Origin of the sequence: Methylobacterium sp. UNCCL125 (assembly GCF_900116795.1) — a bacterium.
In the GTDB taxonomy this organism is placed as follows: domain Bacteria; phylum Pseudomonadota; class Alphaproteobacteria; order Rhizobiales; family Beijerinckiaceae; genus Methylobacterium; species Methylobacterium fujisawaense.
Genome location: NZ_FPBW01000003.1, coordinates 61,210 through 83,779, shown reverse-complemented (window position 1 = coordinate 83,779; position 22,570 = coordinate 61,210). Strand labels below are relative to the sequence as shown.

General features: G+C 69.8%; 26 protein-coding genes. 8 read left to right on the top strand and 18 right to left on the bottom strand.

Annotated elements, in window-relative coordinates; all coding sequences use genetic code 11:
* The first annotated feature begins 50 nt into the window (after positions 1-50).
* The gene (locus BM396_RS02295; RefSeq protein ID WP_043347075.1) at positions 51-515 is read left to right on the top strand and encodes a DUF2147 domain-containing protein; all 465 of its coding nucleotides are present in this window, start codon (positions 51-53) and stop codon (positions 513-515) included.
* 7 nt (positions 516-522) lie between these two features.
* Here BM396_RS02295 and BM396_RS02290 read toward each other — a convergent pair whose 3' ends face one another.
* Complete coding sequence (locus BM396_RS02290) at positions 523-1,158, bottom strand: glutathione S-transferase N-terminal domain-containing protein (protein WP_043383686.1); 636 nt, start codon at positions 1,156-1,158, stop codon at positions 523-525.
* A gap of 240 nt (positions 1,159-1,398) precedes the next feature.
* Between BM396_RS02290 and BM396_RS02285 the strand changes: the two genes are divergently transcribed.
* From BM396_RS02285 to BM396_RS02265, 5 genes are all read left to right on the top strand, one after another.
* Positions 1,399-1,713, top strand: coding sequence for a hypothetical protein (locus BM396_RS02285; RefSeq protein WP_043347072.1), 315 nt, complete (start codon positions 1,399-1,401; stop codon positions 1,711-1,713).
* A 128-nt stretch (positions 1,714-1,841) separates the two neighbouring features.
* Positions 1,842-3,881 (top strand): FUSC family protein, encoded by a 2,040-nt coding sequence (locus BM396_RS02280; protein ID WP_043383685.1) that lies wholly within the window; start codon positions 1,842-1,844, stop codon positions 3,879-3,881.
* 24 nt (positions 3,882-3,905) lie between these two features.
* The gene (locus tag BM396_RS02275; RefSeq protein ID WP_043347071.1) at positions 3,906-4,100 is read left to right on the top strand and encodes a DUF1656 domain-containing protein; all 195 of its coding nucleotides are present in this window, start codon (positions 3,906-3,908) and stop codon (positions 4,098-4,100) included.
* On the top strand, positions 4,100-5,155 hold the full coding sequence (locus BM396_RS02270; protein ID WP_043383683.1) for an efflux RND transporter periplasmic adaptor subunit: 1,056 nt from the start codon (positions 4,100-4,102) through the stop codon (positions 5,153-5,155). The genes BM396_RS02275 and BM396_RS02270 overlap by 1 nt, the downstream gene beginning before the upstream one ends.
* Before the next feature lie 72 nt (positions 5,156-5,227).
* Positions 5,228-5,710: a DUF3280 domain-containing protein gene (locus BM396_RS02265; protein WP_043383682.1), complete on the top strand. Its 483-nt coding sequence runs from the start codon at positions 5,228-5,230 to the stop codon at positions 5,708-5,710.
* Between the two features lie 756 nt (positions 5,711-6,466).
* On the opposite strand, the gene gatB is transcribed toward BM396_RS02265, so the two are convergent.
* The 5 genes from gatB to BM396_RS32590 all read right to left on the bottom strand — a co-directional run bounded on the left by gatB (position 6,467) and on the right by BM396_RS32590 (position 10,615).
* A complete protein-coding gene (gene gatB / locus BM396_RS02260) occupies positions 6,467-7,939 on the bottom strand; it encodes an Asp-tRNA(Asn)/Glu-tRNA(Gln) amidotransferase subunit GatB (protein WP_043383681.1) in 1,473 nt (490 codons plus the stop codon).
* A 211-nt stretch (positions 7,940-8,150) separates the two neighbouring features.
* Positions 8,151-8,450 carry a hypothetical protein gene (locus BM396_RS02250; RefSeq protein WP_043354732.1) on the bottom strand — a complete coding sequence of 100 codons (300 nt, stop codon included), beginning with the start codon at positions 8,448-8,450 and terminating at the stop codon, positions 8,151-8,153.
* Complete coding sequence (gene gatA / locus BM396_RS02245; protein WP_170867456.1) at positions 8,447-9,925, bottom strand: Asp-tRNA(Asn)/Glu-tRNA(Gln) amidotransferase subunit GatA; 1,479 nt, start codon at positions 9,923-9,925, stop codon at positions 8,447-8,449. The genes BM396_RS02250 and gatA overlap by 4 nt, the downstream gene beginning before the upstream one ends.
* A 78-nt stretch (positions 9,926-10,003) precedes the next feature.
* Complete coding sequence (gatC, locus tag BM396_RS02240; protein WP_043355468.1) at positions 10,004-10,291, bottom strand: Asp-tRNA(Asn)/Glu-tRNA(Gln) amidotransferase subunit GatC; 288 nt, start codon at positions 10,289-10,291, stop codon at positions 10,004-10,006.
* A 183-nt stretch (positions 10,292-10,474) separates the two neighbouring features.
* Positions 10,475-10,615: a hypothetical protein gene (locus BM396_RS32590; RefSeq protein ID WP_164706408.1), complete on the bottom strand. Its 141-nt coding sequence runs from the start codon at positions 10,613-10,615 to the stop codon at positions 10,475-10,477.
* Positions 10,616-10,787: 172 nt separating this feature from the next.
* Here BM396_RS32590 and BM396_RS02235 point away from each other — a divergent pair, with 172 nt between their 5' ends.
* Both BM396_RS02235 and ruvX read left to right on the top strand, forming a co-directional pair.
* Positions 10,788-11,357: an SMI1/KNR4 family protein gene (locus BM396_RS02235; protein ID WP_043383676.1), complete on the top strand. Its 570-nt coding sequence runs from the start codon at positions 10,788-10,790 to the stop codon at positions 11,355-11,357.
* A complete protein-coding gene (ruvX, locus tag BM396_RS02230) occupies positions 11,354-11,860 on the top strand; it encodes a Holliday junction resolvase RuvX (protein WP_043355472.1) in 507 nt (168 codons plus the stop codon). Before BM396_RS02235 ends, ruvX begins: the two co-directional genes overlap by 4 nt.
* On the opposite strand, the gene dprA is transcribed toward ruvX, so the two are convergent.
* From dprA to petA, 12 genes are all read right to left on the bottom strand, one after another.
* Positions 11,850-13,061: a DNA-processing protein DprA gene (gene dprA / locus BM396_RS02225; RefSeq protein ID WP_043383674.1), complete on the bottom strand. Its 1,212-nt coding sequence runs from the start codon at positions 13,059-13,061 to the stop codon at positions 11,850-11,852. The genes ruvX and dprA overlap by 11 nt on opposite strands.
* A 36-nt stretch (positions 13,062-13,097) precedes the next feature.
* Entirely contained in the window at positions 13,098-13,700 is a 603-nt protein-coding gene (gene plsY, locus BM396_RS02220; RefSeq protein ID WP_043383753.1) for a glycerol-3-phosphate 1-O-acyltransferase PlsY, read from the bottom strand.
* Entirely contained in the window at positions 13,700-15,004 is a 1,305-nt protein-coding gene (locus BM396_RS02215) for a dihydroorotase (RefSeq protein WP_043383672.1), read from the bottom strand. The genes plsY and BM396_RS02215 overlap by 1 nt, the downstream gene beginning before the upstream one ends.
* On the bottom strand, positions 15,001-15,804 hold the full coding sequence (gene hisF / locus BM396_RS02210; protein WP_043383671.1) for an imidazole glycerol phosphate synthase subunit HisF: 804 nt from the start codon (positions 15,802-15,804) through the stop codon (positions 15,001-15,003). The genes BM396_RS02215 and hisF overlap by 4 nt, the downstream gene beginning before the upstream one ends.
* Positions 15,805-15,836: 32 nt before the next feature.
* Positions 15,837-16,580 (bottom strand): 1-(5-phosphoribosyl)-5-[(5-phosphoribosylamino)methylideneamino]imidazole-4-carboxamide isomerase, encoded by a 744-nt coding sequence (gene hisA / locus BM396_RS02205; RefSeq protein WP_043351439.1) that lies wholly within the window; start codon positions 16,578-16,580, stop codon positions 15,837-15,839.
* 37 nt (positions 16,581-16,617) lie between these two features.
* Positions 16,618-17,277, bottom strand: a complete 660-nt coding sequence (gene hisH, locus BM396_RS02200) for an imidazole glycerol phosphate synthase subunit HisH (RefSeq protein WP_043383669.1) — start codon at positions 17,275-17,277, stop codon at positions 16,618-16,620.
* A gap of 19 nt (positions 17,278-17,296) precedes the next feature.
* Positions 17,297-17,782 carry a DUF2628 domain-containing protein gene (locus BM396_RS02195; RefSeq protein ID WP_078946997.1) on the bottom strand — a complete coding sequence of 162 codons (486 nt, stop codon included), beginning with the start codon at positions 17,780-17,782 and terminating at the stop codon, positions 17,297-17,299.
* Positions 17,783-17,849: 67 nt separating this feature from the next.
* A complete protein-coding gene (gene hisB, locus BM396_RS02190; protein ID WP_043383667.1) occupies positions 17,850-18,437 on the bottom strand; it encodes an imidazoleglycerol-phosphate dehydratase HisB in 588 nt (195 codons plus the stop codon).
* 84 nt (positions 18,438-18,521) lie between these two features.
* A complete protein-coding gene (locus BM396_RS02185; RefSeq protein ID WP_043383750.1) occupies positions 18,522-19,397 on the bottom strand; it encodes an S-methyl-5'-thioadenosine phosphorylase in 876 nt (291 codons plus the stop codon).
* Between the two features lie 296 nt (positions 19,398-19,693).
* Entirely contained in the window at positions 19,694-20,605 is a 912-nt protein-coding gene (locus tag BM396_RS02180; protein ID WP_043383665.1) for a cytochrome c1, read from the bottom strand.
* An 18-nt stretch (positions 20,606-20,623) separates the two neighbouring features.
* Positions 20,624-21,910, bottom strand: coding sequence for a cytochrome b (locus BM396_RS02175; protein ID WP_043351447.1), 1,287 nt, complete (start codon positions 21,908-21,910; stop codon positions 20,624-20,626).
* 13 nt (positions 21,911-21,923) lie between these two features.
* Complete coding sequence (petA, locus tag BM396_RS02170; RefSeq protein ID WP_078946996.1) at positions 21,924-22,508, bottom strand: ubiquinol-cytochrome c reductase iron-sulfur subunit; 585 nt, start codon at positions 22,506-22,508, stop codon at positions 21,924-21,926.
* Between the last annotated feature and the right edge of the window lie 62 nt (positions 22,509-22,570).

Sequence of the window (22,570 nt, the reverse complement as noted above, 5' to 3'; positions counted from 1 at the left end):
CTTCGTCCACCCCTCGGGCGTCCGCGACGCCCCAATCCCGGAGACGAACCATGCGACTCGCTCTCAGCGCCAGCCTGCTTCTCGCCGGCCTCACCGCCGCCGCCGCCGACACCGCGAAGGATCCGTCCGGCACCTGGCTCACCGGCGACGGCCGCGCCAAGATCCGGATCGATCGCTGCGGGCCCGGTCAGAAGCTCGTCTGCGGCAAGGTCGTCTGGCTCAAGACGCCGACCTTCGACAACGGCGCTCCCCGCACCGATCTCAAAAATCCCGACCCGAAGAAGCGCGCGCGGCCGGTGATCGGCCTGCAGCTCATCGAAGGGCTCAAGCCGGACGACGAGAAATACACCGGCGAACTCTACAACATCGAAGAAGGCAAGATCTATACGGTCAGCCTGGAGCGCGAGAGCGAGGCCGAACTCAACGTCTCGGGCTGCATGCTCAAGATCCTGTGCGGATCCCAGACCTGGACCCGCGTGCCGGACGTGAACCAGCAGGCGGCGAACAAGAACTGAGCGCCTGTCAGATCGCTGCGAGGCCGCGCTGCACCGCCGGCCTCGCCAGGATGCTCTCGAGCCATCGCGCCACGTTCGGCAGGGTGTTGATGTCGACGCCCTGCTTAAAGTTCAGCTTCGCCCAGGTGAAGGTCGCGATGTCGGCGATGGAATAGTCGTCGGCCAGGAAAGCGCGGCCCTCGAGGCGTCGTTCCAGCACGCCGTACAGACGCTTGGCTTCTGCTGTGAACCGGTCGATCGCGTAGGGCAGCTTCTCGGGCGCGTAGATCTTGAAGTGGTGCGTCTGCCCGAGCATCGGTCCGAAGCCCGCCACCTGCCAGAACAGCCACTCGTCGACGAGGACGCGGGCGCGCTCGTCGGTCGGATAGAACTGCCCGGTTTTCCGGCCGAGATACTGCAGGATCGCGCCTGATTCGAAGACCGAGATCGGCTGTCCGCCGGGACCCTCCGGATCGACGATGGCCGGGATCTTGTTGTTGGGTGAGATCGCCAGGAAATCGGGAGCGAACTGCTCGTTCTTGGCGATGTCCACGGGAACGATGCGGTAGGGGAGCCCGCACTCCTCCAGCATGATCGGGATCTTCCAGCCGTTCGGCGTACTCCAGGTATGGACGTCGATCGGCCGCCCGGACACCGCTGCCATGCTCTGTCTGCTCCTGGACCCAATCGTCGGCGGTGCGATGGTCCTCCGCCTTTTCCGGACAACCCCGACAGTGAAGACGATTTCCCGGCCACGCTCAAGGGCATCCCGAGAGCGGGCCTGAGGATTCGACACGGCGTGGCGGCAGCTGTTGGCGGCTGCGGCGCCGGGCTTGCCGTCTCCCGGGGCGAGCGGCGAGACTGCGTCTCGGGCGTCGCAACGACGCCCGAGGGGGAATTTCCGATGATCGATCGTCTCGTCAGGATCGCGATCCTGTCCGTGCCGCTGCTCGCCGCCCAGCCTGTCCTCGCCAAGGAGCCGGCTGCCAAGGAGTCGACAGCCAAGGCGCCGCCGGCCTCCGAGGCGCCCTCGGCGGCGCCGGCCTCGCCCGCAGCGAAGCAGCCGAGCGCCGGCCAGTCCGCTGCCCGCGACCGGCAGAAGACCTGCGGCGCCGAGTGGCGCGCCCTGACCGACGCTCAGAAGGCCGCGCAGGGGCCGAAATGGCCGCAGTACTGGAGCAAGTGCAACAAGCGGCTGAAGGGCGGCGATAAAGCCTGAGCCGGTCGCGAACCGCAGCGCTTCTTGATTGTTCAGATATCCGCGGCGGGGCGGCGGGAAAGGCGAGGACATGTTGGACCTTCATCCGTCCCCACGGGCGGCGGACGGCGCACCGCGCCGGGTCCGGCATGGCTGAGGCCACCGTCGCGCCCGCCGCGGATCCGTCGGCCGGGTCGCTTCTCGACCGCGCGGTGGCGTTCCTCGATGCCTGGGTGCCCAAGCCGGCGGCCTGGGCCTTTGCCCTGCGCATCTGGATCGCCATGATGCTGGCGCTGGCGATGGCCTTCTGGCTCCAGCTCGACAGCGCCTCGTCTGCCGCCACCTGCGTGGCGATTCTCGCCCAGCCCAAGCGCGGGCAGGCCATTTCCAAGGCGGTCTACCGCCTTCTCGGCACGCTCATCGGGGCCGCGGTGTCGATCGTCTTCATGGCCCTGTTCGGGCAAGACCGGGTGCTGCTGCTCCTCGGCTTCACCGTCTGGCTCGGCCTCTGCGTTTTCGTCGCCCAGTACCTGCAGGACACACGGGCCTACGGCGCCATGCTGTCCGGCTATACCGTGGCGATCGTCGCCCTGGGCCAGATCGACGACCCGCAGGGCACCTTCGACGCCGCCGTGTCCCGCGTCGCCGTGATCGTTCTCGGCATCGTCGTGATCACCTTCATCAACGACGCCCTCGCCTCCCCGAGCACGTGGCGGGCGCTGCTGCCGCAGCTCCGCAAGGGCTGGGACGACACGCGGAGCTATGCCCGGGAGACGCTGGAATCCGGCGATCTCGGCGCGACGCGGACCGCCGCGCTGATCCGCACCATCGCGCCGATGCGGGCCGATGCCAGCGCCATCACGGGGGAACTCGACGACGGCCGGTTCCGTGCGGCCGGCGCGCGCAGCTGCATCGCCGCCTTGTACGCGATGGCGGCCGCGATCCGCAGCGTGGCGGCTGCGGCCGCGTGCCTGCGCCATCCGAGCCCGGCGGTCGCGGAGGCGATGGCGATCTGCCGAAGGGTGGCCGACGCGCCCGATCCCGATGTCCTCGATCGCGACGACGAGCGCCTGCGCGACCTGGTCGATTCCGCGATCCGGGACGGGAACCGGCCCCTCGACGAGGTGGTGGTTCTCCAGCGCGCCCTCGACTTCGTCTGTGCGGCCACCTTCGCGCAGGACGGCATCCGCGCGGTGGCGGACGGCCACGAGCCCCTGCGCGACGCCCGGCTGCCGACCCATCGCGACTTCCCGGTCGCCCTCCGCGGCGCCCTGCGGGTCGCCCTGAGCTTCGCCGTGACGGCCGCCGCCTTCGTGGCGCTCGGCCTGCCGCAGGCCTCGTTCGCGCTGGTCCAAGTGGCCGCCACCGCGGCCCTGTCCTCCGTGACGCCGGATCCGAAGAAATTCGCCAACGGGGTCGTCATCGGGATGACGCTCGCGGCGACCCTTGCGGGCATCGCCCGCTTCGCGCTCCTGAACGGTGTCCAGGGGTTCCCGATGCTGGCGATCGTCATGGCGCCGGTGATCTTCCTCGGCTGCTTCCTGTCGCTGAACCCGAAGACCTTCGGCATCGGCTTCATCCTGATCGTGTTCTTTCCAGTCCTGCTCGGCCCCTCGAATCCGCAGACCTACGACGCCCTGACCTTCCTGCTGAACGCGTTCCTCGTGGTCGCGGCGGCCGTGATCCTGTCGATCGTCGTCCGCCTGGTCCTGCCGGTCACACCTGCGCAGCAGCGGGGCTTCGCCCTCGATTCGGCCCGGCGGGCGCTCGCCGACGCGCTAATCGGCCAGGGAGGCGATGCCACCACCCGCACCAGCCTGAATGCCGACCGGCTGTTTCAGTTCGCCGGCTACAGCTCGGGGAGCGGCGCCGTGCGGCGGGCGAACCTGCATCACGCCTTCGCCCTCGCCCGTCTGGAGGCCGCCGCCGCCCGGGCCCATGCGGAGCTGCGCCGCCTCTGGTCCATCGAGGCCCTGCGTGGCGCGATCCCGCGGGCACGGGACGCGTTGGCTTCGGGCGACGATCGCGGGCTCGAGACCGCGGCGCGTGACCTGATCCGGGCCGCCGCCGGCCAGGGCCGGGCCGTGCGGCTCACCACCGCCCGCGCGGCCAGCGATCTCGTCACCGCATCACGGACCATCACCCGCCACCGGCGATTCCTCCATCGCCTCGACATCGCGCTCTTCTGACGGGCGACTTCTTCCGGGGTTACCATGCACGAGGACATCCATGTCGGCGGGGTGCTGGTCACGGCCTTCGTCGCCTATGCCCTGGCGGCGTTCGTGATCCTGATCATCCTGCGCTTCGCCTTCGCGCGCCTCCGCTTCAGCCGCTACGTCGCCAACGCCCCGCTCGCCGAGGCCGGCCTCTACGTCTGTGTTCTCGCCCTCCTGATAGCGTTCATCTGATGCCCGACACGACCGCCGACGAGGACGATCCGAAGCCCGCCGCCCGCGACGATGCGCCGGGGCGGCGCGATCCGTTGCCCGCGATCCCGCGCCGGGGCCGAGCCGCCAAGACTTTCCGGCTGGCGGCCACCGGCGTGATCCTGCTCGCCGCGATCCTGGCGGCGGCCTTCGTCTGGGAATTCTACGTGGCGGCGCCCTGGACGCGCGACGGCACGGTCCGGGTGCAGGTCGCCAACATCGCGCCGCAGGTCGCCGGGCAGATCGTCGAGGTCCGCGTCCAGGACAACCAGACCGTGCGCAAGGGCGACGTCCTCTACGTCATCGACCCGATCGACTTCGAGGTCGCGGTCGCGTCGGCGGATGCCGAGGTCAAGAACCGCGAGGCCGACCTGCAGGTGAAGAACGCCCAGTCGGCCCGGCGGCAGGCGCTCTCGACGGTGTCGACCTCCGTCGAAGAGAAGCAGCAATTTGCCGGCGCGGCCAAGATCGCCGAGGCGGCGCTGGAGAGCGCCCAGGCGCAATTGCGGCAGGCCAAGGTCAACCTGGAGCGCACCCGGGTGACATCCACCGTCAACGGGCGGGTGACGAACCTGCTGATGCGCGTCGGCGACTATGCCCGGACCGGCACCGCGAACATCAACGTGGTCGACACCGATTCCTTCTGGATCGACGGCTATTTCGAAGAGACCAAAATGTCCAACATCCGGGTCGGCGACACCGCCGACGTGAAGCTGATGGGCTTCGATCCGCATCTCACCGGGACGGTTCACAGCATCACGCTGGGCATCTCCACGGCCAATGCCGCGGCGAGCACGCAGGGGCTGCCGGACGTCAACCCGGTCTATACCTGGGTGCGTCTCGCCCAGCGGGTCCCGGTCCGCATCCGCATCGACCATGTTCCGCCGGGCGTCCCGCTCATCGCCGGCATGACCGCGACCGTGTTCGTCAACGGCGGCCGCGGCCCGGCGCCCAACTGGTTCATGGACCTGCGCGACCGGGTCTCCGCCCTGACGACGCCGGCAGCCGGACCCACCGCGGCGGCCGATCAGAGGTGAATCGCCGCGCCGCTGCGATCCCGATGGCCGGTGATGCCGTTTCCCGGAGACACCACCGCGTGGGAGACTCCGATGAACCGATGGCTTGGACTCGCCTGCCTCCTGCTGACCGCAGGGCCCGCCGCGGCCGCGCCGCTGAAGGCGGCGGTGTTCGACTTCCAGTTCTCGAACCTGTCCCCGGTGCCGACCGATGCAGCGGACGCCGCGCGCCTCAAGCGGGTGAGCGCCGAACTGCGCGCTCTGCTGGAGAGAAAGGGCCTGTACATCGTGATCTCGACCGATCCGGTCCGGGCGGCGGTCGCCAAGAGCGCGGACCTGCGGCGCTGCAACGGCTGTGCGGATGACTTCGCCCGCGAACTCGGCGCCGACGTCGCCATCACCGGCGAGGTGCAGAAGGTCTCGAACCTGATCCTCAACCTGAACGTCTACGTGAAGCCCCTCACCGGCGACGCGCCCGAGCGGGCCTACAGCGTCGACCTGCGCGGTAACACGGACGAGTCTTTCGACCGCGGTATTCGCTTTCTCGTCGAGAACACTATGGGTGCCGGCAAGTAACGCGCCCCCCAGCCGATATTTCGCAGCGCCGAAGGATCGATCCAAGTGATTGATGGGCTTGGCGCTGCACTGCGATCCCCCGGCGATGTCGTGCGAGGTGCCGCTGTGCCGGCAAAATGGCTATTGACGGCTCGGCAAGACGGGCGCAGTCTCCACCTGTGCTTGGCGAAAGCCGGCACCGACCGTACGGAAACCTTGACGGTGTCAGGTTTCGTAAGACGTCCGGTTGCCGGAAGCTGGAGGAGACAGGGATGACTCCACCGCAGCGGAAAGCCGCCTAGACGGTTCAGGGACAGGTTCGGCCCGGAACTTAGCGGCAGCACACGGACAGCCGGACGGACGCGGCTCCAGGGGCGCAGAAGCGGCCAATTATGGCGCGCCTTCGAACACGCAAAATGCCCCACTTTGAGCCGTTCCGCCGCGGTTTCCCTAAGACAGAAGCTGATGGTTCATTGCCTGCCCGGCCTCGCCGTGGCGGGATTTCGTCGTGGCCCCGAGGGCGGCCGGCTCACCGCCTGTCTGCGCGAAGCTGAGCCCACCGGTGGTCTCGTCCGCCGGTCAGGCCGGAACCGCGTAGCGGAGCCCGGAAGGCAGGCCTGCCGTCACGACGCGATCTTGCACCGACGGTGGTTCGAGCGCCCGGGCGCGCCGTCCGCGCTCCGGGTCAATCGGCCTGCGATGTCGCCGCGCCGATGGCTCGGCCCACACGCGATATCCCAGAGCTGGCCTGCTTCGCGCCGCTCGGGCCATCGGGTGTCAATCGATCCCGAGCTTCGCCTTGAGCAACGCGTTCACCGCCGCGGGATTTGCCTTGCCGCCCGTGGCCTTCATGGTCTGGCCGACGAACCAGCCCAGCAGAGTCGGCTTCTCCTTGGCCTGGGCGACCTTGTCGGGATTGGCCGCGATGATCTGATCCACCGCCGCCGCGATGGCGCCCGTGTCGGTCACCTGCTTCATGCCGCGGCTCTCGACGATGGCGCGCGGGTCGCCGCCCTCGGTCCAGACGATCTCGAACAGGTCCTTGGCGATCTTGCCGGAGATCACGCCCTCGCCGATCAGGTCGATGATCGCGCCGAGCTGGTCCGCCGAGACCGGCGTCGATTCGATGGACAGGCCCTCCTTGTTGAGGCGGCCGAACAGCTCGTTGATCACCCAATTGGCCGCGGCCTTGCCGTCCCGGCCCTTGGCCACCGCCTCGTAGTAGTCGGCGGAGGCACGCTCGGCGACCAGCACGCCGGCGTCGTAGGGCGAGAGGCCAAATGCGGAGACGAACCGCGCCTTCTTGGCATCCGGCAGCTCGGGCAGCCCTTCGGCCAGGGTGTCGACATAGGCCTGGTCGAATTCGAGCGGCAGCAGGTCCGGATCGGGGAAGTAGCGATAATCGTGCGCCTCTTCCTTGGAGCGCATCGAGCGCGTCTCGCCCTTGGTCGGGTCGAAAAGGCGCGTCTCCTGGTCGATCTTTCCACCGTCTTCGAGGATGGCGATCTGGCGCCGCGCCTCGGTCTCGATCGCCTGCCCGATGAAGCGGATCGAGTTGACGTTCTTGATCTCGCAGCGGGTGCCCAGCGGCTCGCCGGGGCGGCGCACCGAGACGTTCACGTCGGCGCGGAGCGATCCCTTCTCCATGTCGCCGTCGCAGGTGCCGAGGTAGCGCAGGATCGTGCGCAGCTTGGTCACGTAGGCCTTCGCCTCCTCGGAGGAGCGTAGGTCCGGCCGGGAGACGATCTCCATCAGCGCCACGCCCGAGCGGTTGAGGTCGACGAAGCTCCGGGTCGGGTCCTGATCGTGCAGCGACTTGCCGGCATCCTGCTCGAGGTGCAGGCGCTCGATGCCCACGGTGATCGACGCACCGTCGGGCAGATCCACGAGAACCTCCCCCTCGCCGACGATCGGGTCCTTGTACTGCGAGATCTGATAGCCCTGGGGCAGATCCGGGTAGAAGTAGTTCTTCCTGTCGAACACCGACCGCAGGTTGATCTTGGCCTTCAGGCCGAGGCCGGTGCGCACCGCCTGGGCCACGCATTCCGCATTGATCACCGGCAGCATCCCGGGCATCGCGGCATCGACCAGGGAGACGTGGTCGTTGGGTTCCCCGCCGAATTCCGTCGAGGCGCCGGAGAACAGCTTCGCCCGGCTGGACACCTGGGCGTGGATCTCCATGCCGACGATCACCTCCCAATCATGGAGGCCGCCCTTGATCAGCTTCTTGGGGTCGACGGGTGCGTTCATGGTCGTCCGGGCCGAGAAAAGGAGCTTGGCGTGATCCCCCCACCCACGCCCTCATCCTGAGGTGCTGCGCAGCAGCCGTGAAGGAGGGCTCCAGGGATCGCGCGGCCGGCTGGAGGCCTCCGTCGAGGCCCGCTCACGCGGGCACCTCAGGATGAGGGCGCGGGTGGGCGTGGATGTCGTCCGGTCACTTACGGGCGGCGTCGCGAAAAGATCAAGCGCGGCGTCTGACCGCCTGCCGGGCGCCGTAGCCGAGGATGGCCCAGAGGAGAGCCGCGACGGCGCGCACCGGGAAAAAGGTCGGGCCGTCGCGGGTGATCGGCGCCGGCCAGGGGATGCCGGCGGCGCTGACCGCGTAGGAGAACAGCACCGAGAATCCGAGCGCCGCGATCGCCGCGATGAAGACCTTGCCGAACTGGCTGGCGGTCCAGCCGAGATAGACCGCCACCACGATCAGCGCCGGATCGAACCCGGCCCAGATCCAGATCGTCCAGGGGTAATAGGGGACGGTCATGACCACCACGGCTCGGGCAGGACGGTGCGGCCCGCCGCTTCCTCGATCACCTGCGCGACCGCGAACAGCGTTTCTTCGTCGAAGGGCCGGCCGATGAGCTGGAGGCCGAGGGGCAGGCCCTGGCCATCGAGCCCCGCCGGCACGGCGATGCCCGGGAGGCCCGCCATGTTCACCGTCACGGTGAACACGTCGTTGAGGTACATCTCCACCGGGTCGGCCGAGGCCTTCTCGCCGATGCCGAAGGCGGCCGACGGCGTCGCCGGCGTGAGGATCGCGTCGACTCCGGCGGCGTAGGCCGCCTCGAAGTCACGCTTGATCAGCGTGCGGATCTTCTGCGCGCGGACGTAATAGGCGTCGTAGTAGCCGGCCGAGAGCACGTAGGTGCCGATCATGATCCGGCGCTTCACCTCGCGGCCGAAGCCGGCGGCCCGGGTGTTCTCGTACATCCCGGCGATGTCCTTGCCGGGCACGCGCAGGCCGTAGCGGACGCCGTCGTAGCGCGCCAGATTCGAGGAGGCCTCCGCCGGGGCCACGATGTAGTAGGCCGGCAGCGCGTAGGCGGTGTGCGGCAGCGAGATCTCCCGGATCGTCGCACCGGCAGCCTTGAGCCACGCGGCGCCCTCGTCCCAGAGCTTCTGGATCTCGGCGGGCATGCCGTCGACCCGGTACTCCTTCGGGATGCCGATGGTGAGGCCCTTCACGCCGCGCGACACGGCGGCTTCGAAATCGGGCACCGCCAGATCGGTGCAGGTCGTATCCCTGGGATCGGGGCCCGCCATGGAGCCGAGGAGGATGGCGCAGTCGCGCACCGTCCGGGCGATCGGGCCCGCCTGGTCGAGGGAGGAGGCGAAGGCCACAGTACCCCAGCGCGAGCAGCGCCCGTAGGTCGGCTTGATCCCCACCGTGCCGGTGAAGGCGGCGGGCTGCCGGATGGAGCCGCCGGTATCGGTCGCGGTGGCGCCGAGGCAGAGCCGCGCGGCGACCGCCGCGGCGGAGCCGCCCGAGGAGCCGCCGGGCACGATCTGCGTGTCCGATCCCTTGCGCCGCCAGGGCGAGACCACGTTGCCGTAGGCGCTGGTCTCGTTGGACGAGCCCATGGCAAACTCGTCGAGATTGAGCTTCCCGAGCATCACGGCGCCGTCGCGCCACAGATTGGCCGACACGGCCGATTCGTAATGCGGCTCGAAGGTTTCGAGGATCTTGGAGCCCGCCGTGGTCGTCACGCCGTGCGTGCAGAACAGGTCCTTGATGCCGAGGGGGATGCCCTCGAGGGGGCGGCCCTCGCCCGATGCGATCTTCCGGTCGGAAGCCTCGGCCATCGCCAGGGCGCGGTCCGGGGTCTCCCGGATATACGCGTTCAGGACGCGGGCCTTGGCCATGGCGTCGAGATGCGCCTGGGTCAGCTCGCGGGCCGAGATCCGCTTCGCCTTCAGGGCATCGCGCGCTTCGGCCAGGGTGAGTTCGTTCGGATCCACGCTGTTCACGTCCCCGCGCGCGCTGTCGCGCGCCTGCCCGCCAGAAATCCGGTCCGCAAGGTCCGGGCCGTCCTCGGCCTACTCGACCACCTTCGGGACCAGGAAGTAATTGTCCTCGGTCTCGGGCGCGTTGGCGACGACGTCGGCGGCGCGGCCGCCCTCGGTGACGACGTCCTCGCGCTTCTTCATCGCCATCGGCGTCACCGAGGTCATCGGCTCGACGCCCGTGACGTCGACCGTGCCGAGTTGCTCGACAAAGGCAAGGATGGCGTTCAGCTCGCCCTGCAGCGGCCCGACTTCGTCGTCGGTGACCGCGATCCGCGCCAGATGCGCGATGCGCCGAACCGTCTTCTCGTCGACCGACATGCCGTCCCGTTCGTCCCTGCCCGGGAGCACTCTCCCGAAGTCGGTCGGGCTATAGCATCGGCGCTCGACGCGCTGCAACGCGGGTCGAAGCGGACGGGAGGCCGGCGTGCCAGAGCAGACGAAGGCCGGCCCGGGCGACGCCACCGGGACCGAACTCGCAGGCCGACACTCGTGTGGGGCCGATCAGGTCACGACGTGGTGGGGCGTCACCGACATCTCGATGGTGATTCCCGGTTGCCGGACCGGCTGGATCATGGCTTGGGTGAAGCCCGCGACCAGGATCTCGAAGGCGAGGAGCAGCATCCAGCGGTGCTTGCGCGGCATCGCCCGCCGATATCCGGACGGTGCGGAACAGGAGAGCTGGCCGTTCGTCGACAAGGCGGGCCCCTACAGTGTGGTTTAACGGAACATTAACCTACCTAGACGCGAACGGCTCCGCGCGCACCGGGGGCGATCTGCGCAGGAGCTGAAGCCTGTGGACGGTGGAGCGGGATCGATGTGGGAGCAGGTTTTCGCGGATCTCGCGCCGGGCTTCGTGCCGGACGAAGGGGCTCTCGACCGTGCGGCGGCGGATCTCGGCTTTCCGCTGCCGGCCTCCTATCGCGCCTTCTGCCGAACCTGCGGCGTCGGCCTCGCGGGGGGGCAGTTCCGCATCGCCGTGCCGGCGCCGTTCGCGGCCTGCGATCTGGTGACCCAGGCGGGGCTCATCGCCCACAGCGTCGGTGCCGCCGTCGCCATGTTGGAAGAGGGCGCGGAGCCGCACCGCTTCGATGTCGAGGGCGGCGAAGCGAGCGTCGTCGAGCGCGCCTGCTTCTTCGGCGCGGGCGAGGATGGCAGCTTCCTGTTCTGGGACGTCTCCGGGACGGACGGCGAGTACGACGTCTGGCTGCTCGCGCCCGATCTGGAGACGGTGCGGTTCGGCGGCGAGAGCCTCGACGATTTCTTCACCCGGGTCGCCGCGCCGTCCGCGGCGCTGGTTCTGGGGCCGGGCGCGGAGCCCCTCCCCGCCCGGTTCGAGGGTATTGCCGAGGCCACCCTGGCGCGCACCGAACAGGCGGAGTCATGAACTTCGACGCGATCCGCGCCTTCGCGGCCGAGTCCCGCGGCGGCGCCCGGTTGATCGGCATCGATCTCGGCACCAAGACGATCGGGCTCGCCCTGTCGGATCTCGGCCGCCAGATCGCGACACCCCTGGAGACGATCCGCCGGGTGAAGTTCACCCCCGACGCGCAGCGGCTCGCGACCCTCTGCCGGCAGCACGCGGTCGGCGGCCTGGTGGTCGGGCTGCCGCTCAACATGGATGGCAGCGAGGGGCCGCGGGTGCAGTCGACCCGCGCCTTCATGCGCAACCTCGCGCCGATCCTCCCCCTGCCCCACGTCTTCTTCGACGAGCGTCTCTCGACCGCTGTGGTCACCCGCGCGCTGATCGAGGCCGACGCCTCCCGGGCGCGGCGCGGCGAACTCGTGGACAAGCTCGCCGCCGCCTACATCCTGCAGGGCTGCCTCGACGTCATGCGCAATCTCGCCGACGCGGATGCCGACACCGAGGACGATTTCCTCAGCGACTGACCAGGGAGACCGTGCCGCTGCCGTGGCGCTCGATCCGTCCGTCGAGCTCCAGTTCCAGAAGCACGCTCTGCACGGTCCGAGCGCCGACCCCGGCGCTCCGGGCCAGCTCGTCGGTGCCCACCGGGCTCGGGCCGAGCAGGGCGACGATCCGCGCCCGGTCATCCGCGGGCTGGGGCGGCTCGTCTTCGCAGACGGGGCGGCCGGCAGCCTCGCGGTCGGGCCACAGCGGGATCGGATCGCAATCCGCGCCGGTCGCGTCGAACTCGATCTCGTCCCAGAAATCCGGCTGCTCGGCGAGGTCCGGCCGACCGCGCGCCGGCGCCGCCTCCGCGTCCGGGCCGCGCTCGATGATCGGGCCCAGCACCTCGACGACGTGGGCGACCTCGGAGACGAGGGTGGCGCCCTGGCGGATCAGGTCGTTGGTGCCCTCGGCGCGCGGGTCCAGCGGCGAGCCCGGGACCGCGAAGACCTCCCGGTTCTGCTCCAGGGCGTAGCGCGCCGTGATCAGCGAGCCGGAGCGGCGGGCGGCCTCGACCACGACGGTCCCGTAGGACAGGCCGGAGATGATCCGGTTGCGCCGCGGGAAGTCGCGTCCGCGGGGCTCCCAGCCCATGGGCATCTCGGCCAGGACGGCGCCGCCCTCCCCCAGGATGGCCTCGACCAGGGCCGCGTGGCTCGCCGGGTAGATCCGATCCTGGCCGCCCGCCATCACGGCGATGGTTCCTGTCGGAAGGCTGGCCCTGTGCGCCCGGGCGTCGATCCCGCGGGCGAGGCCCGAGACCACCGTGAGGCCGGCCTCCCCGAGGCCGCGGGCCAGCCGCTCCGTGAAGGCGAGCCCTGCCGTCGAGGCGTTGCGCGAACCGACGAGCGCAACGGCCGGGCGGTTCAGGATGCCGGCGCCGCGCAGGGCCAGGAGCGGCGGCGCCGCGTCGACCTGCGCGAGGAGCCGGGGATAGTCCGCCTCGCCCGTGGCGATCAGGCGGCCGTCGAGGCGGGCGAGCGCCGCGATCTCGGCCTCGGCTTCGCTGCGCGTCGGAGGCGTGATCCGCCGACCCTGGCGGCCTGCGAGATCCGGAAGGGCGTCCAGGGCGGCCGCCGCGCCGCCGAACCGGTTCACCAGCCTCCGGAAAGTGCGCGGCCCGACGCCCTCGGTCCGGATCAGCCGCAGCCAGTCGAGCCGCTGCGCGTCGGTGAGCTGCATGCACTTCCCCAAGGTCCGCGCGTGGCGCGCGTGCGCTCAGCCTTTCTGGCCGATGCGCCCCTCGGTGCCGTTTGCGAGCCGGCGGATGTTGGGCGCGTGCTTCCACCATAGCAGCACGGCCAAGATGAGGAACAGCAAAGCTTGGGCCGGCGCACCGAGAGCCCACAGGGCCAAGGGTGTCGCCGCGGATGCCGCAAGTGCCGCCAGCGACGAATACTTGAGCGCGAAGGCGAGCCCGAGCCAGATCGCTGCAAAGAGACCGAGCGCCGCGGCATTGAAGGCCAGGAGCACGCCGATGAAGGTCGCGACACCCTTGCCGCCTTTGAATCCGAGCCAGATGGGGAACAGGTGCCCCAGGAACGCACCGAGCCCCGCGGCGAGCGCCGCACCCTCGCCCAGGTTTTTGGCGAGCAGGACGGCGACAGTTCCCTTGAGGGCGTCACCCAGCAGGGTCGCCGCGGCAAGGCCCTTGCGGCCGGTCCGCAGCACGTTGGTGGCGCCGATATTGCCCGAGCCGATGGCCCGCACGTCGCCGAGGCCGGCGAATTTGGTCAGGATCAGCCCGAACGGAATCGAGCCCAGGGCGTAGCCGAGGGCGAGGCCGCCGAGGGCGGCCGGGGTCGCGAGATCGGGAAGCATCATGCGGCGGCCGCGAGATCGTCGACCGCGTGGACGATCCGTCCGCCGACCAGCGTCAGCACCGCCGCGCCTTGGAGGCGCGCCTCGTCGAACGGGGAATTCTTGGAGCGCGACTTCAGCCGGCGCTTGTCGAGGACGTAGGGGAGATCGGGATCGATCAGGACCAGGTCGGCGGGGGCACCAACCGCCAGCCGGCCAGCCTCGCGGCCGAGGATCCGCGCCGGGTTCACGGTGAGCGCGGCGATAAGCTTGGGCAGCGCCAGGTCGCCGGTATGGACGAGGCGCATCGCGGCGCCGAGCAGGGTCTCGATGCCCAGTGCCCCATCCGCCGCCTCGGCGAAGGGCAGGCGCTTGGTCTCGACGTCCTGCGGGTTGTGATCCGACACGACGACGTCGATCACACCCTCGTCCAGGGCACGCACCACCGCCTGCCGGTCGGTCTCGTGGCGCAGGGGCGGCGAGAGCCGGCAGAAGGTGCGGTAATGGCCGATGTCGTTCTCGTTGAGGACGAGGTTGTTCACCGAGACGCCGCAGGTCACCGGCAGGCCGTCCTGCTTCGCCCGCCGGACGATCTCGACCGAATCGGCACAGGAGATCATCGCCGCGTGGTAGCGGGCGCCGGTGAGCCGTACGAGGCGGATGTCCCGCTCCAGCATCACCGTCTCCGCCTCGCGGGGGATCCCCATCAGCCCGAGGCGCGAGGCGAGCTCGCCCTCGTTCATCACGCCCTCGGCGACGAGAGAGGCTTCCTCCACGTGCTGCACGATCAGGGCGTCGAAATCCCGGGCATAGGTCAGGGCGCGACGCAGCACCTGGGCGTTCGCCACGGCCCGCAGCCCGTCCGTGAAGGCGACCGCGCCGGCCTCCTTGAGCAGACCGAACTCGGTCATTTCCCGGCCGGCAAGCCCCTTGGTGATGGCGGCCGCCGGCAGGACGTTGACGCTCGCCGTGTCGCGGGCGCGGCGGAGCACGAAATCGACGATGGCCGGCTCGTCGATCACCGGGTTGGTGTCGGGCATGCAGACAAGCGTCGTGACGCCGCCCGCGGCCGCCGCGGCGCTCGCCGAGGCCAGGGTCTCGCGGTGCTCGGCCCCCGGCTCGCCCACGAAGGCGCGCATATCGATCAGCCCGGGGGTCAGCACGCGGCCCGCGCAATCGACGCGCTTCGCGTCGGCCGGGGCACCCGGCGCCGCACCGGCGGCGATGTCGGCGATGCGGCCGTCCCGTACCAGCACCGCGCCGGCGGTCTCGCGGCCGGTTTCGGGATCGAGGAGGTTGGCGTTCGCCAGAAGATAGCTGCTCACAGGGGCGCCCTCGCGGAAGAGGCCGGGCCGTCGAGGCGCATGGCGAGGCCGGCCGCCGCCATGTGCGCCTTCGCCTCGGCGACGCTCGCCTGCCCGAAATGGAAGATGGAGGCCGCCAGCACGGCGCTGGCGCCGCCCTCGGCCACGCCGGCCACGAGGTCGTCGAGGCCGCCGACGCCGCCCGAGGCGATCACCGGCACGGTGACGGCGTCGCTGATCGCCCGCGTCAGCGCGAGGTCGTAGCCGGAGCGGGTGCCGTCCTTGTCCATGGAGGTCACGAGCAGCTCGCCGGCGCCCTTCTCGGCCACCAGCCGCGCGAAGCCCACGGCGTCGATCCCCGTCGGGTCGCGGCCGCCATGGGTGAAGATCTCCCAGGCGGCCGGCGCGCCGGGCGGCGAGACGCGCTTGGCGTCGATCGCCACGACGATGCACTGCGCGCCGAACTTCTCGGCAGCCCGGGCCACGAGGTCGGGATCCTTCACGGCCGCGGTGTTGATCGCGACCTTGTCGGCGCCGGCCAGCAGCAGGGCGCGGACGTCCTCGACGGTGCGCACGCCGCCGCCCACGGTGAGCGGCATGAAGCAGGCCTCGGCGGTGCGGCTGACGATGTCGAGCAGCGTGCCGCGGGCCTCGCGGCTCGCCGTGATGTCGAGGAAGCACAGCTCGTCGGCGCCGGCCGCGTCGTAGACCTTGGCGGCCTCGACGGGATCGCCGGCGTCGCGCAGGCCCTCGAAGCGCACGCCCTTCACGACGCGCCCGTCCTTCACGTCGAGGCAGGGGATGATGCGGGTCTTCAGCACGGGCGCCGTCTCATATCGCAGGCCTCAGACTATCACGCGGCCGGGCCGCGCGCCGCAGCGATCGCAGCCAGGGCCGCCTCCGGATCGATGCGGCCGTCGTAGAGTGCCCGGCCCGTGATCGCGCCGGCGATCAGCGCGCAATCCGGCTGCAGCAGCCGGTGCACGTCGTCGATCGACGCGAGGCCGCCCGAGGCGATCACCGGGATGCGCACGGCCTCTGCGAGTGCCAGGGTCATCTCGACGTTGAGGCCCTTCAGGATGCCGTCGCGGGCGATGTCGGTGTAGATGATCGCCGCGACGCCCGCGTCCTCGAACCGGCGCCCCAGCTCCTCCGCGGTCATGCTGGAGGTCTGGGCCCAGCCCTCGACCGCGACGCGGCCGTCCTTGGCGTCGATCCCGACCGCGATCTTGCCCGGATACTTGCGGGCGGCCTCCCGGACGAAGCCGGGATCGCGCACCGCCGCGGTGCCGATGATCGCCCGGGCGACGCCCTTGCTCAGCCAGCCCTCCAGGGTCTTCATCTCGCGGATGCCGCCGCCGAGCTGGACCGGGATCTTCACCCGCGCGAGGATGGCGTCGACGGCCTCCGCGTTCCGCGGCGCGCCCGCGAAGGCGCCGTCGAGATCGACCACATGGAGCCAGGAGAAGCCCTGCGACTCGAAGATCGCGGCCTGCGCGGCCGGATCGTCGCCGAAGACCTTGGCCTGCGCCATGTCCCCCTGGATGAGGCGGACGCAACGCCCCTCTTTCAGGTCGATCGCCGGGTACAGGATCACGGGCGCTTCTGTCCTTCTTGCCTGGGCCGAACGGCGCTCACGGGCGCCAGTTCAGGAAGTTGGCGATGAGCGCGAGGCCCAGCCGCTGGCTCTTCTCGGGGTGGAACTGCGTGCCGGCGACATTGTCGCGGGCGACGAGGGCGGTGACCGGGCCACCGTACTCGGCGCGCGCCACCACGTCGTCCGGGCGTTCCGCATTGAGCGCGTAGCTGTGCACGAAATAGGCGTGCAGCCCGTCGTCGCCGGTGGGAATGCCGGCGAGCAGGGGATGGTCGCGCTCGGTCCGCAGGGTGTTCCAGCCCATATGGGGGACCTTCAGGGTCGGATCCGACGGCCGGATCGGACCGACATCGCCGGGAATCCAGCCGAGGCCCGGCGTCGTGGTATATTCCAACCCGCGGGTCGCCAGGAGCTGCATCCCCACGCAGATCCCGAGGAACGGGCGCCCCGCCTCGTGCGCGACCTGGGTCATCGCCTCGACCATGCCGGGGACGGCATCGAGCCCGCGGCGGCAATCCGCGAAGGCGCCGACACCGGGCAGCACGACGCGGTCGGCCGCGGCCACCACCTCCGGATCCGAGGTCAGGCAGATCCGCGCATCGCACCCGCTTTCGCGGGCGGCGCGCTCGAAGGCCTTGGCGGCGGAATGGAGGTTGCCCGACCCGTAATCGATGATCGCGACGGTCTCGGTGCTCATGCGCGTCTCACCCGGACTCTCACCGGGCGCCTTCCTGGGCGGGGAACAGCCCGATCACCGGCTCGGACCGCCGGCTGGGACCGCTCGGGAACGGGGCCCGCGGCGTTGTCGGGCTGGCTTCGAGCCAGCGGTTCAGGGCCCGGGCCTCGGCCTCCTCGGGCGTCGCGGCGATGACCGCGTCACGCGCCGGCCAGCCGCGCCGGGCCAGGGTCCAGCGGCGGAGGCTCGACGCTTCGAGGCCGATCAGCCAAGCGGCCAGCAGGGAGACGATCAGGCCGGCACCGGTCGGCAACCCGAGCACGAAGCCGGCCGCGGCCAATGCCACGAGGCCGACGAGGACGACCAGGGCGGCGATCCAGAGGCGGTGGAACAGGAACCACAGCACCGTGAAGGCGAAGGCCGGCCAGGAAAAGCCGTCCCGCACCAGCACGGCCCGGTCGAGTTCGACCGACTCGCCCGGCCGCGCATCGGCCGGCAGGTGGAGCGTGTAGCTGCGCATCCGCATCGCGAAACTCCGACAGCGTGCGCCGCGACGGCCGCGTGGCCGATCCGGGCGCCCGGCGACAACAGGTCTACAGGGAGCCCTTGGTGGAGGGAACGCGCCCCTCCTCCCGCGGATCGATCGCCACGGCCTTCCGCAAGGCCCGGGCCAGCCCCTTGTAGCAGCTCTCCGCGATGTGGTGGGCGTTGTCGCCGTAGAGAGTCTCCACGTGGAGGGTCAGGCCGGCATTCATCGCGAAGGCCTGGAACCACTCGCGCACCAGCTCTGTGTCGAAGGTCCCGATCTTCTCCACGCGGAAGGCGGTGCGGAACACCAGGAAGGGGCGACCCGAGATGTCGACGCAGACCCGGGTCAGCGCCTCGTCCATCGGCAAGTGGATGTCGGCGTAGCGCGTGACGCCGCGCTTGTCGCCGAGTGCCTTGGCGAAGGCCTGGCCCAGGGCGATGCCGCAATCCTCGGCCGAGTGGTGCTGGTCGATATGCAGGTCGCCCACGACCTTCACGTCCAGGTCGAACAGGGCGTGCCGCGCCAGCAGATCCAGCATGTGGTCGAGGAAGCCGATCCCAGTGGCAATATTGGATCGCCCGGTCCCGTCGAGATGGACGGTGACCGCGATATCGGTTTCCGCGGTCTTCCGGCTGATGGAGGCGCTGCGCATTTCGGTCTGGACTTCGCGTCTGGGGCGGCCGCGGCCGCCCGCGCCTTCTAGAGGGACTCGCCGCCGAATGGAAAGGGCGGCCGGCTACCCGTTGAGGACCCGTCCCGCCACGGCGTCGAGCTTGGCGAGCAGAGCCGGATCCCGGACCGCGGGCGCCGTCATGATCGCGCCGTCGAGCGCCCGGTGCGCGCCCGCCGGGCACGGCTCGCGCTCGGCCGGGAAATCGCGGGCGAGACGGGCGACGAGCCGCGCCGCCTTGTCGGCGTTGGCCCGGGCGACCGCGATCACGGAGGCGACGTCCACCGCGTCGTGGCCCGGGTGCCAGCAATCGAAGTCGGTGACCATCGCGATGGTGGCGTAGGTGATCTCCGCTTCGCGGGCGAGCTTGGCCTCGGGCATGTTGGTCATGCCGATCACGTCGAAGCCCTGGGCCTTGTAGGCCCGGGATTCGGCGAGCGACGAGAATTGCGGCCCCTCCATGCAGACATAGGTGCCGCCGCGATGCACCGCGATGTCCTCGGCCTTCGCGGCGACGGCGATCCGCGCCTGCAGCCCCGGACCGACCGGATGGGCGAGGGACACGTGGGCGACGCAGCCGTCGCCGAAGAACGAGGTGGCGCGCCCGTGGGTGCGGTCGACGAACTGGTCGACGAGTACGAAGAGGCCCGGCGGCAGCTCCTCGCGGAACGAGCCGCAGGCCGAGAGGGCGACGAGGTCGGTGACCCCGGCCCGCTTCAGGACGTCGATATTGGCGCGGTAGTTGATGCCCGACGGCGAGAGCCGGTGTCCCCGCCCGTGCCGGGCCAGGAACACGACCTTGGTCTCGCCGATCCGCCCGATGCGCAGGGCGTCCGAGGGCTCGCCCCAGGGCGACGTCACGCGCTCCTCGCGCACGTCCTCGAGACCCGGCAGGTCGTAGACGCCGGACCCGCCCATCACTCCGAGGACCGCTGCCGTCATGAAGGTATTCCCCTGGTCGCGCAGCACATAACGGCCGCCTGATCCATCCGCCACCTCATCCTGAGGCGCCGGAGCGAAGCGGAGGCCTCGAAGGAGGGCTCCAGAATTCGCAGCGATCTCTGGAGCCGTCCTTCGAGGCTGCTGCGCAGCACCTCAGGATGAGGTTGAGGGATGGTTCAACCCGCTTCCGTCCAGCCGATCGTCGCGGTGGCCACGGGTTAACATGGCGATCCAGCCCAAAAAAGATGGGCCCCCTTTCGGGAGCCCATCCGTCTCGTCGATCGCGGCAGCGCGCTTCAGTAGGTCTTGTGCAGCTCCGGCTGGAGGCCGTGCACCTCGCCGCCGACATCGGCCCAGATCTTCTTCTTCACATAGTAGAGCAGTGCCGACAGGATGATGAGGAACAGGATCACCCGGAAGCCCAGGGCCTTGCGGTCCATCATGTGCGGCTCGGCCGCCCACATCAGGAAGGCCGAGACGTCCTTGCCGTATTGATCGACCGTCTCGGGCACGACCGGCTGGCCCTGATCGTTCTTCGGGTAGGAGACCTGCCCGTCGGTGATCGGCGGCGGCATCGCGATGATGTGGCCGGGATAGTACTTGTTGTAGTGGCCACCCTCCGGCAGGGCGAAGTCCTTCGGGGGCTCCTCGTAGCCGTTGAGCAGGGCGTGGATGTAGTCGGGGCCCTGCTCCGAGTAGCCGACGAAGGGCAGCCAGTCGGTCAGGAAGTAGAGCGAGCCCCGGGAGAAGGTCCGCGCCTTGGCGATGACCGAGAAGTCCGGCGGGGCCTTGCCGCCGTTGGCCGCCGCTGCCGCCTGATCGTTCGGGAAGGGCGGCGGGAAGGTGTCGGCGGGCCGGCCGGGCCGCTCGAACATCTCGCCGGCATCGTTCGGGCCGTCCTTCACCTGGTAGGTCGCCGCGAGGGCCTTCACCTGCCCGGCGGTGAAGTCCGGTCCGCCCTCCTGGGCGAGGTTGCGGAAGGAGACCAGCTTCATCGAGTGGCAGGCGGAGCAGACCTCCTTGTAGACCTGGAAGCCGCGCTGCAGCTGCGCGGTGTCGAAGCGGCCGAACACGCCGGCGAAGCTCCAGTTCACGCGGGCCGGGATCGGCCCGCCATGCCCCTCCTGGGCGGAGACCGGCACGGCGCCGATCAGAAGGGCCGCCAGGGCGGCCGCGGCGGTCGTCGAGAGGACGCGGGTCATCATCATGGTCCTGTCGTCAGCCCGTCAGCCTTTGGTGGTCGGTGCGGCGGCAGCGCCCGCCGGCATGCCGGATCCGCTCACCTGCTTGCCCGGCCCGGTCACGCTCTCGAGGATCGAGCCCGGCAGCTTCTTCGGCGTCTCGAACAGGCCGCAGAGCGGCATGACGATCAGGAAGTGCGCGAAGTAGTAAATGGTGCAGACCTGAGCGGCCAGCACGTAGCCCCCCTCCGGCGGCTGCGAGCCGAGCCAGCCGAGCAGCAGGGTCGCGCCGATGAACACCCAGAAGAACTGGCGGTAGAGCGGCCGGTAGTTGCACGAGCGGATCCGCGACGTGTCGAGCCACGGCGCGAAGGCCAGGATGATCACCGCCGAGAACATCAGGATGACGCCGCCGAGCTTGCTCGGGACCGCACGCAGGATCGCGTAGAACGGCAGGAAGTACCATTCGGGCACGATGTGCGCCGGCGTCACGGCCGGGTTCGCCTGGATGTAGTTGTCGGCGTGGCCGAGGAAGTTCGGCTGGTAGAACAGGAACCAGGCGAACAGGATCATGAACACGCAGGTGGCGAAGACGTCCTTGATCGTCGCGTAGGGCGTGAACGGCACCGCGTCCTTGCCCGACTTGATCGGGATCCCGGCCGGGTTGTTCTGGCCGGTGACGTGCAGCGCCCACACGTGCAGCACGACCACGCCGGCGATCATCCACGGCAGCAGGTAGTGCAGCGAGAAGAAGCGGTTCACGGTCGGGTTGCCCACCGAGTAGCCGCCCCAGAGCAGGGTCTGGATCGTGTCGCCGACCACCGGGATCGCCGCCAGGATGTTGGTGATGACGGTCGCGCCCCAGAAGCTCATCTGGCCCCAGGGCAGCGTGTAGCCCAGGAAGGCCGTGGCCATCATCAGCAGGTAGATGACGACGCCGAGGATGTAGAGCACCTCGCGCGGGGCCTTGTATGACCCGTAATAAAGCGCCCGGAACATGTGGACGTAGACGGCCACGAAGAACATCGAGGCGCCGTTGGCATGCGCGTAGCGCAGCAGCCATCCGTAGTTCACATCGCGCATGATCTTCTCGACGGAGGTGAAGGCACCCGTCGCCGAAGGCTCATAGTGCATCGCCAGCCAGACGCCGGTGACGATCTGGATGCCCAGGAAGGCGGCGAGGATCGCCCCGAAGGTCCAGAAGTAGTTGAGGTTCCGCGGAACCGGGTAGGCAATGAAGGACGAGTGCACCAGCCCGGCGATGGGCAGGCGCGCTTCGAACCATTTGGCTACGCGGCTCTTGGGGACGTAGGTGCTGGCCGTTCCGCTCATGCTTCCGTCCTCCTCAGGCCGCTTCCTTGCCGCCTTCGCCGATCCGGATCTTGGTGTCCGTCTCGAAGGCGTAGGGCGGGATCGGCAGGTTGATGGGCGCGGGTCCATGGCGCACGCGGCCCACCGCGTCGAATTGCGAGCCGTGGCACGGGCAGGCCCAGCCCTCGAAATTGCCCTGGTGGCCGATCGGCACGCAGCCGAGATGCGTGCAGTTGCCGTAGACCACCAGCCACTGGTCGTGGCCGTTCTTGACCCGCGTCGGGAAGGCGGCCGGGTCGATCATCGCCGAGAGCGGGACCGCCTTCATGTCGCCCACCTCCTTGGCGGTGAGCTTGCGCACGAAGATCAGTTTGCCGCGCCAGAAGACGTTGACGATCTGGCCGTCCTGGATCGGCGTCAGATCGACTTCGATCGGCGCCCCGGCGGCGATCGTGTCCGCATCGGGCGCCATGGAAGAGATCAGCGGCCAAGCCGCGGCTGCGGCCCCGACCGCCAGCCCGGCGCCGGTCGCCAGGAAGAGAAAGTCACGGCGGCTGCCCTCATGACCAGAGGCCGCGGGAGCGGCGGCTGATGTGTTCGCCAAGGTTCGGAACTCCATGCGTCGGCGTCAGGGCCGCAGGTGCCCTCGTCCCGGCTCGATCCAGGAACAAAGCATTATGG

What these genes read in the sequence shown, in the direction of transcription:
- BM396_RS02175 (WP_043351447.1), bottom strand. Translation starts at nt 21,910, where the DNA reads ATGAGCGGAACGGCCAGCACCTACGTCCCCAAGAGCCGCGTAGCCAAA.
- BM396_RS02280 (WP_043383685.1), top strand. Translation starts at nt 1,842, where the DNA reads ATGGCTGAGGCCACCGTCGCGCCCGCCGCGGATCCGTCGGCCGGGTCG.
- gatB (WP_043383681.1), bottom strand. Translation starts at nt 7,939, where the DNA reads ATGAACGCACCCGTCGACCCCAAGAAGCTGATCAAGGGCGGCCTCCAT.
- BM396_RS02265 (WP_043383682.1), top strand. Translation starts at nt 5,228, where the DNA reads ATGAACCGATGGCTTGGACTCGCCTGCCTCCTGCTGACCGCAGGGCCC.
- plsY (WP_043383753.1), bottom strand. Translation starts at nt 13,700, where the DNA reads ATGCTTCCCGATCTCGCGACCCCGGCCGCCCTCGGCGGCCTCGCCCTC.
- petA (WP_078946996.1), bottom strand. Translation starts at nt 22,508, where the DNA reads ATGGAGTTCCGAACCTTGGCGAACACATCAGCCGCCGCTCCCGCGGCC.
- gatC (WP_043355468.1), bottom strand. Translation starts at nt 10,291, where the DNA reads ATGTCGGTCGACGAGAAGACGGTTCGGCGCATCGCGCATCTGGCGCGG.
- BM396_RS02180 (WP_043383665.1), bottom strand. Translation starts at nt 20,605, where the DNA reads ATGATGATGACCCGCGTCCTCTCGACGACCGCCGCGGCCGCCCTGGCG.
- BM396_RS02285 (WP_043347072.1), top strand. Translation starts at nt 1,399, where the DNA reads ATGATCGATCGTCTCGTCAGGATCGCGATCCTGTCCGTGCCGCTGCTC.
- BM396_RS32590 (WP_164706408.1), bottom strand. Translation starts at nt 10,615, where the DNA reads ATGCCGCGCAAGCACCGCTGGATGCTGCTCCTCGCCTTCGAGATCCTG.
- ruvX (WP_043355472.1), top strand. Translation starts at nt 11,354, where the DNA reads ATGAACTTCGACGCGATCCGCGCCTTCGCGGCCGAGTCCCGCGGCGGC.
- dprA (WP_043383674.1), bottom strand. Translation starts at nt 13,061, where the DNA reads ATGCAGCTCACCGACGCGCAGCGGCTCGACTGGCTGCGGCTGATCCGG.
- BM396_RS02250 (WP_043354732.1), bottom strand. Translation starts at nt 8,450, where the DNA reads ATGACCGTCCCCTATTACCCCTGGACGATCTGGATCTGGGCCGGGTTC.
- BM396_RS02270 (WP_043383683.1), top strand. Translation starts at nt 4,100, where the DNA reads ATGCCCGACACGACCGCCGACGAGGACGATCCGAAGCCCGCCGCCCGC.
- BM396_RS02295 (WP_043347075.1), top strand. Translation starts at nt 51, where the DNA reads ATGCGACTCGCTCTCAGCGCCAGCCTGCTTCTCGCCGGCCTCACCGCC.
- hisH (WP_043383669.1), bottom strand. Translation starts at nt 17,277, where the DNA reads ATGAGCACCGAGACCGTCGCGATCATCGATTACGGGTCGGGCAACCTC.
- BM396_RS02275 (WP_043347071.1), top strand. Translation starts at nt 3,906, where the DNA reads ATGCACGAGGACATCCATGTCGGCGGGGTGCTGGTCACGGCCTTCGTC.
- BM396_RS02185 (WP_043383750.1), bottom strand. Translation starts at nt 19,397, where the DNA reads ATGACGGCAGCGGTCCTCGGAGTGATGGGCGGGTCCGGCGTCTACGAC.
- BM396_RS02195 (WP_078946997.1), bottom strand. Translation starts at nt 17,782, where the DNA reads ATGCGGATGCGCAGCTACACGCTCCACCTGCCGGCCGATGCGCGGCCG.
- hisB (WP_043383667.1), bottom strand. Translation starts at nt 18,437, where the DNA reads ATGCGCAGCGCCTCCATCAGCCGGAAGACCGCGGAAACCGATATCGCG.
- BM396_RS02290 (WP_043383686.1), bottom strand. Translation starts at nt 1,158, where the DNA reads ATGGCAGCGGTGTCCGGGCGGCCGATCGACGTCCATACCTGGAGTACG.
- BM396_RS02235 (WP_043383676.1), top strand. Translation starts at nt 10,788, where the DNA reads ATGTGGGAGCAGGTTTTCGCGGATCTCGCGCCGGGCTTCGTGCCGGAC.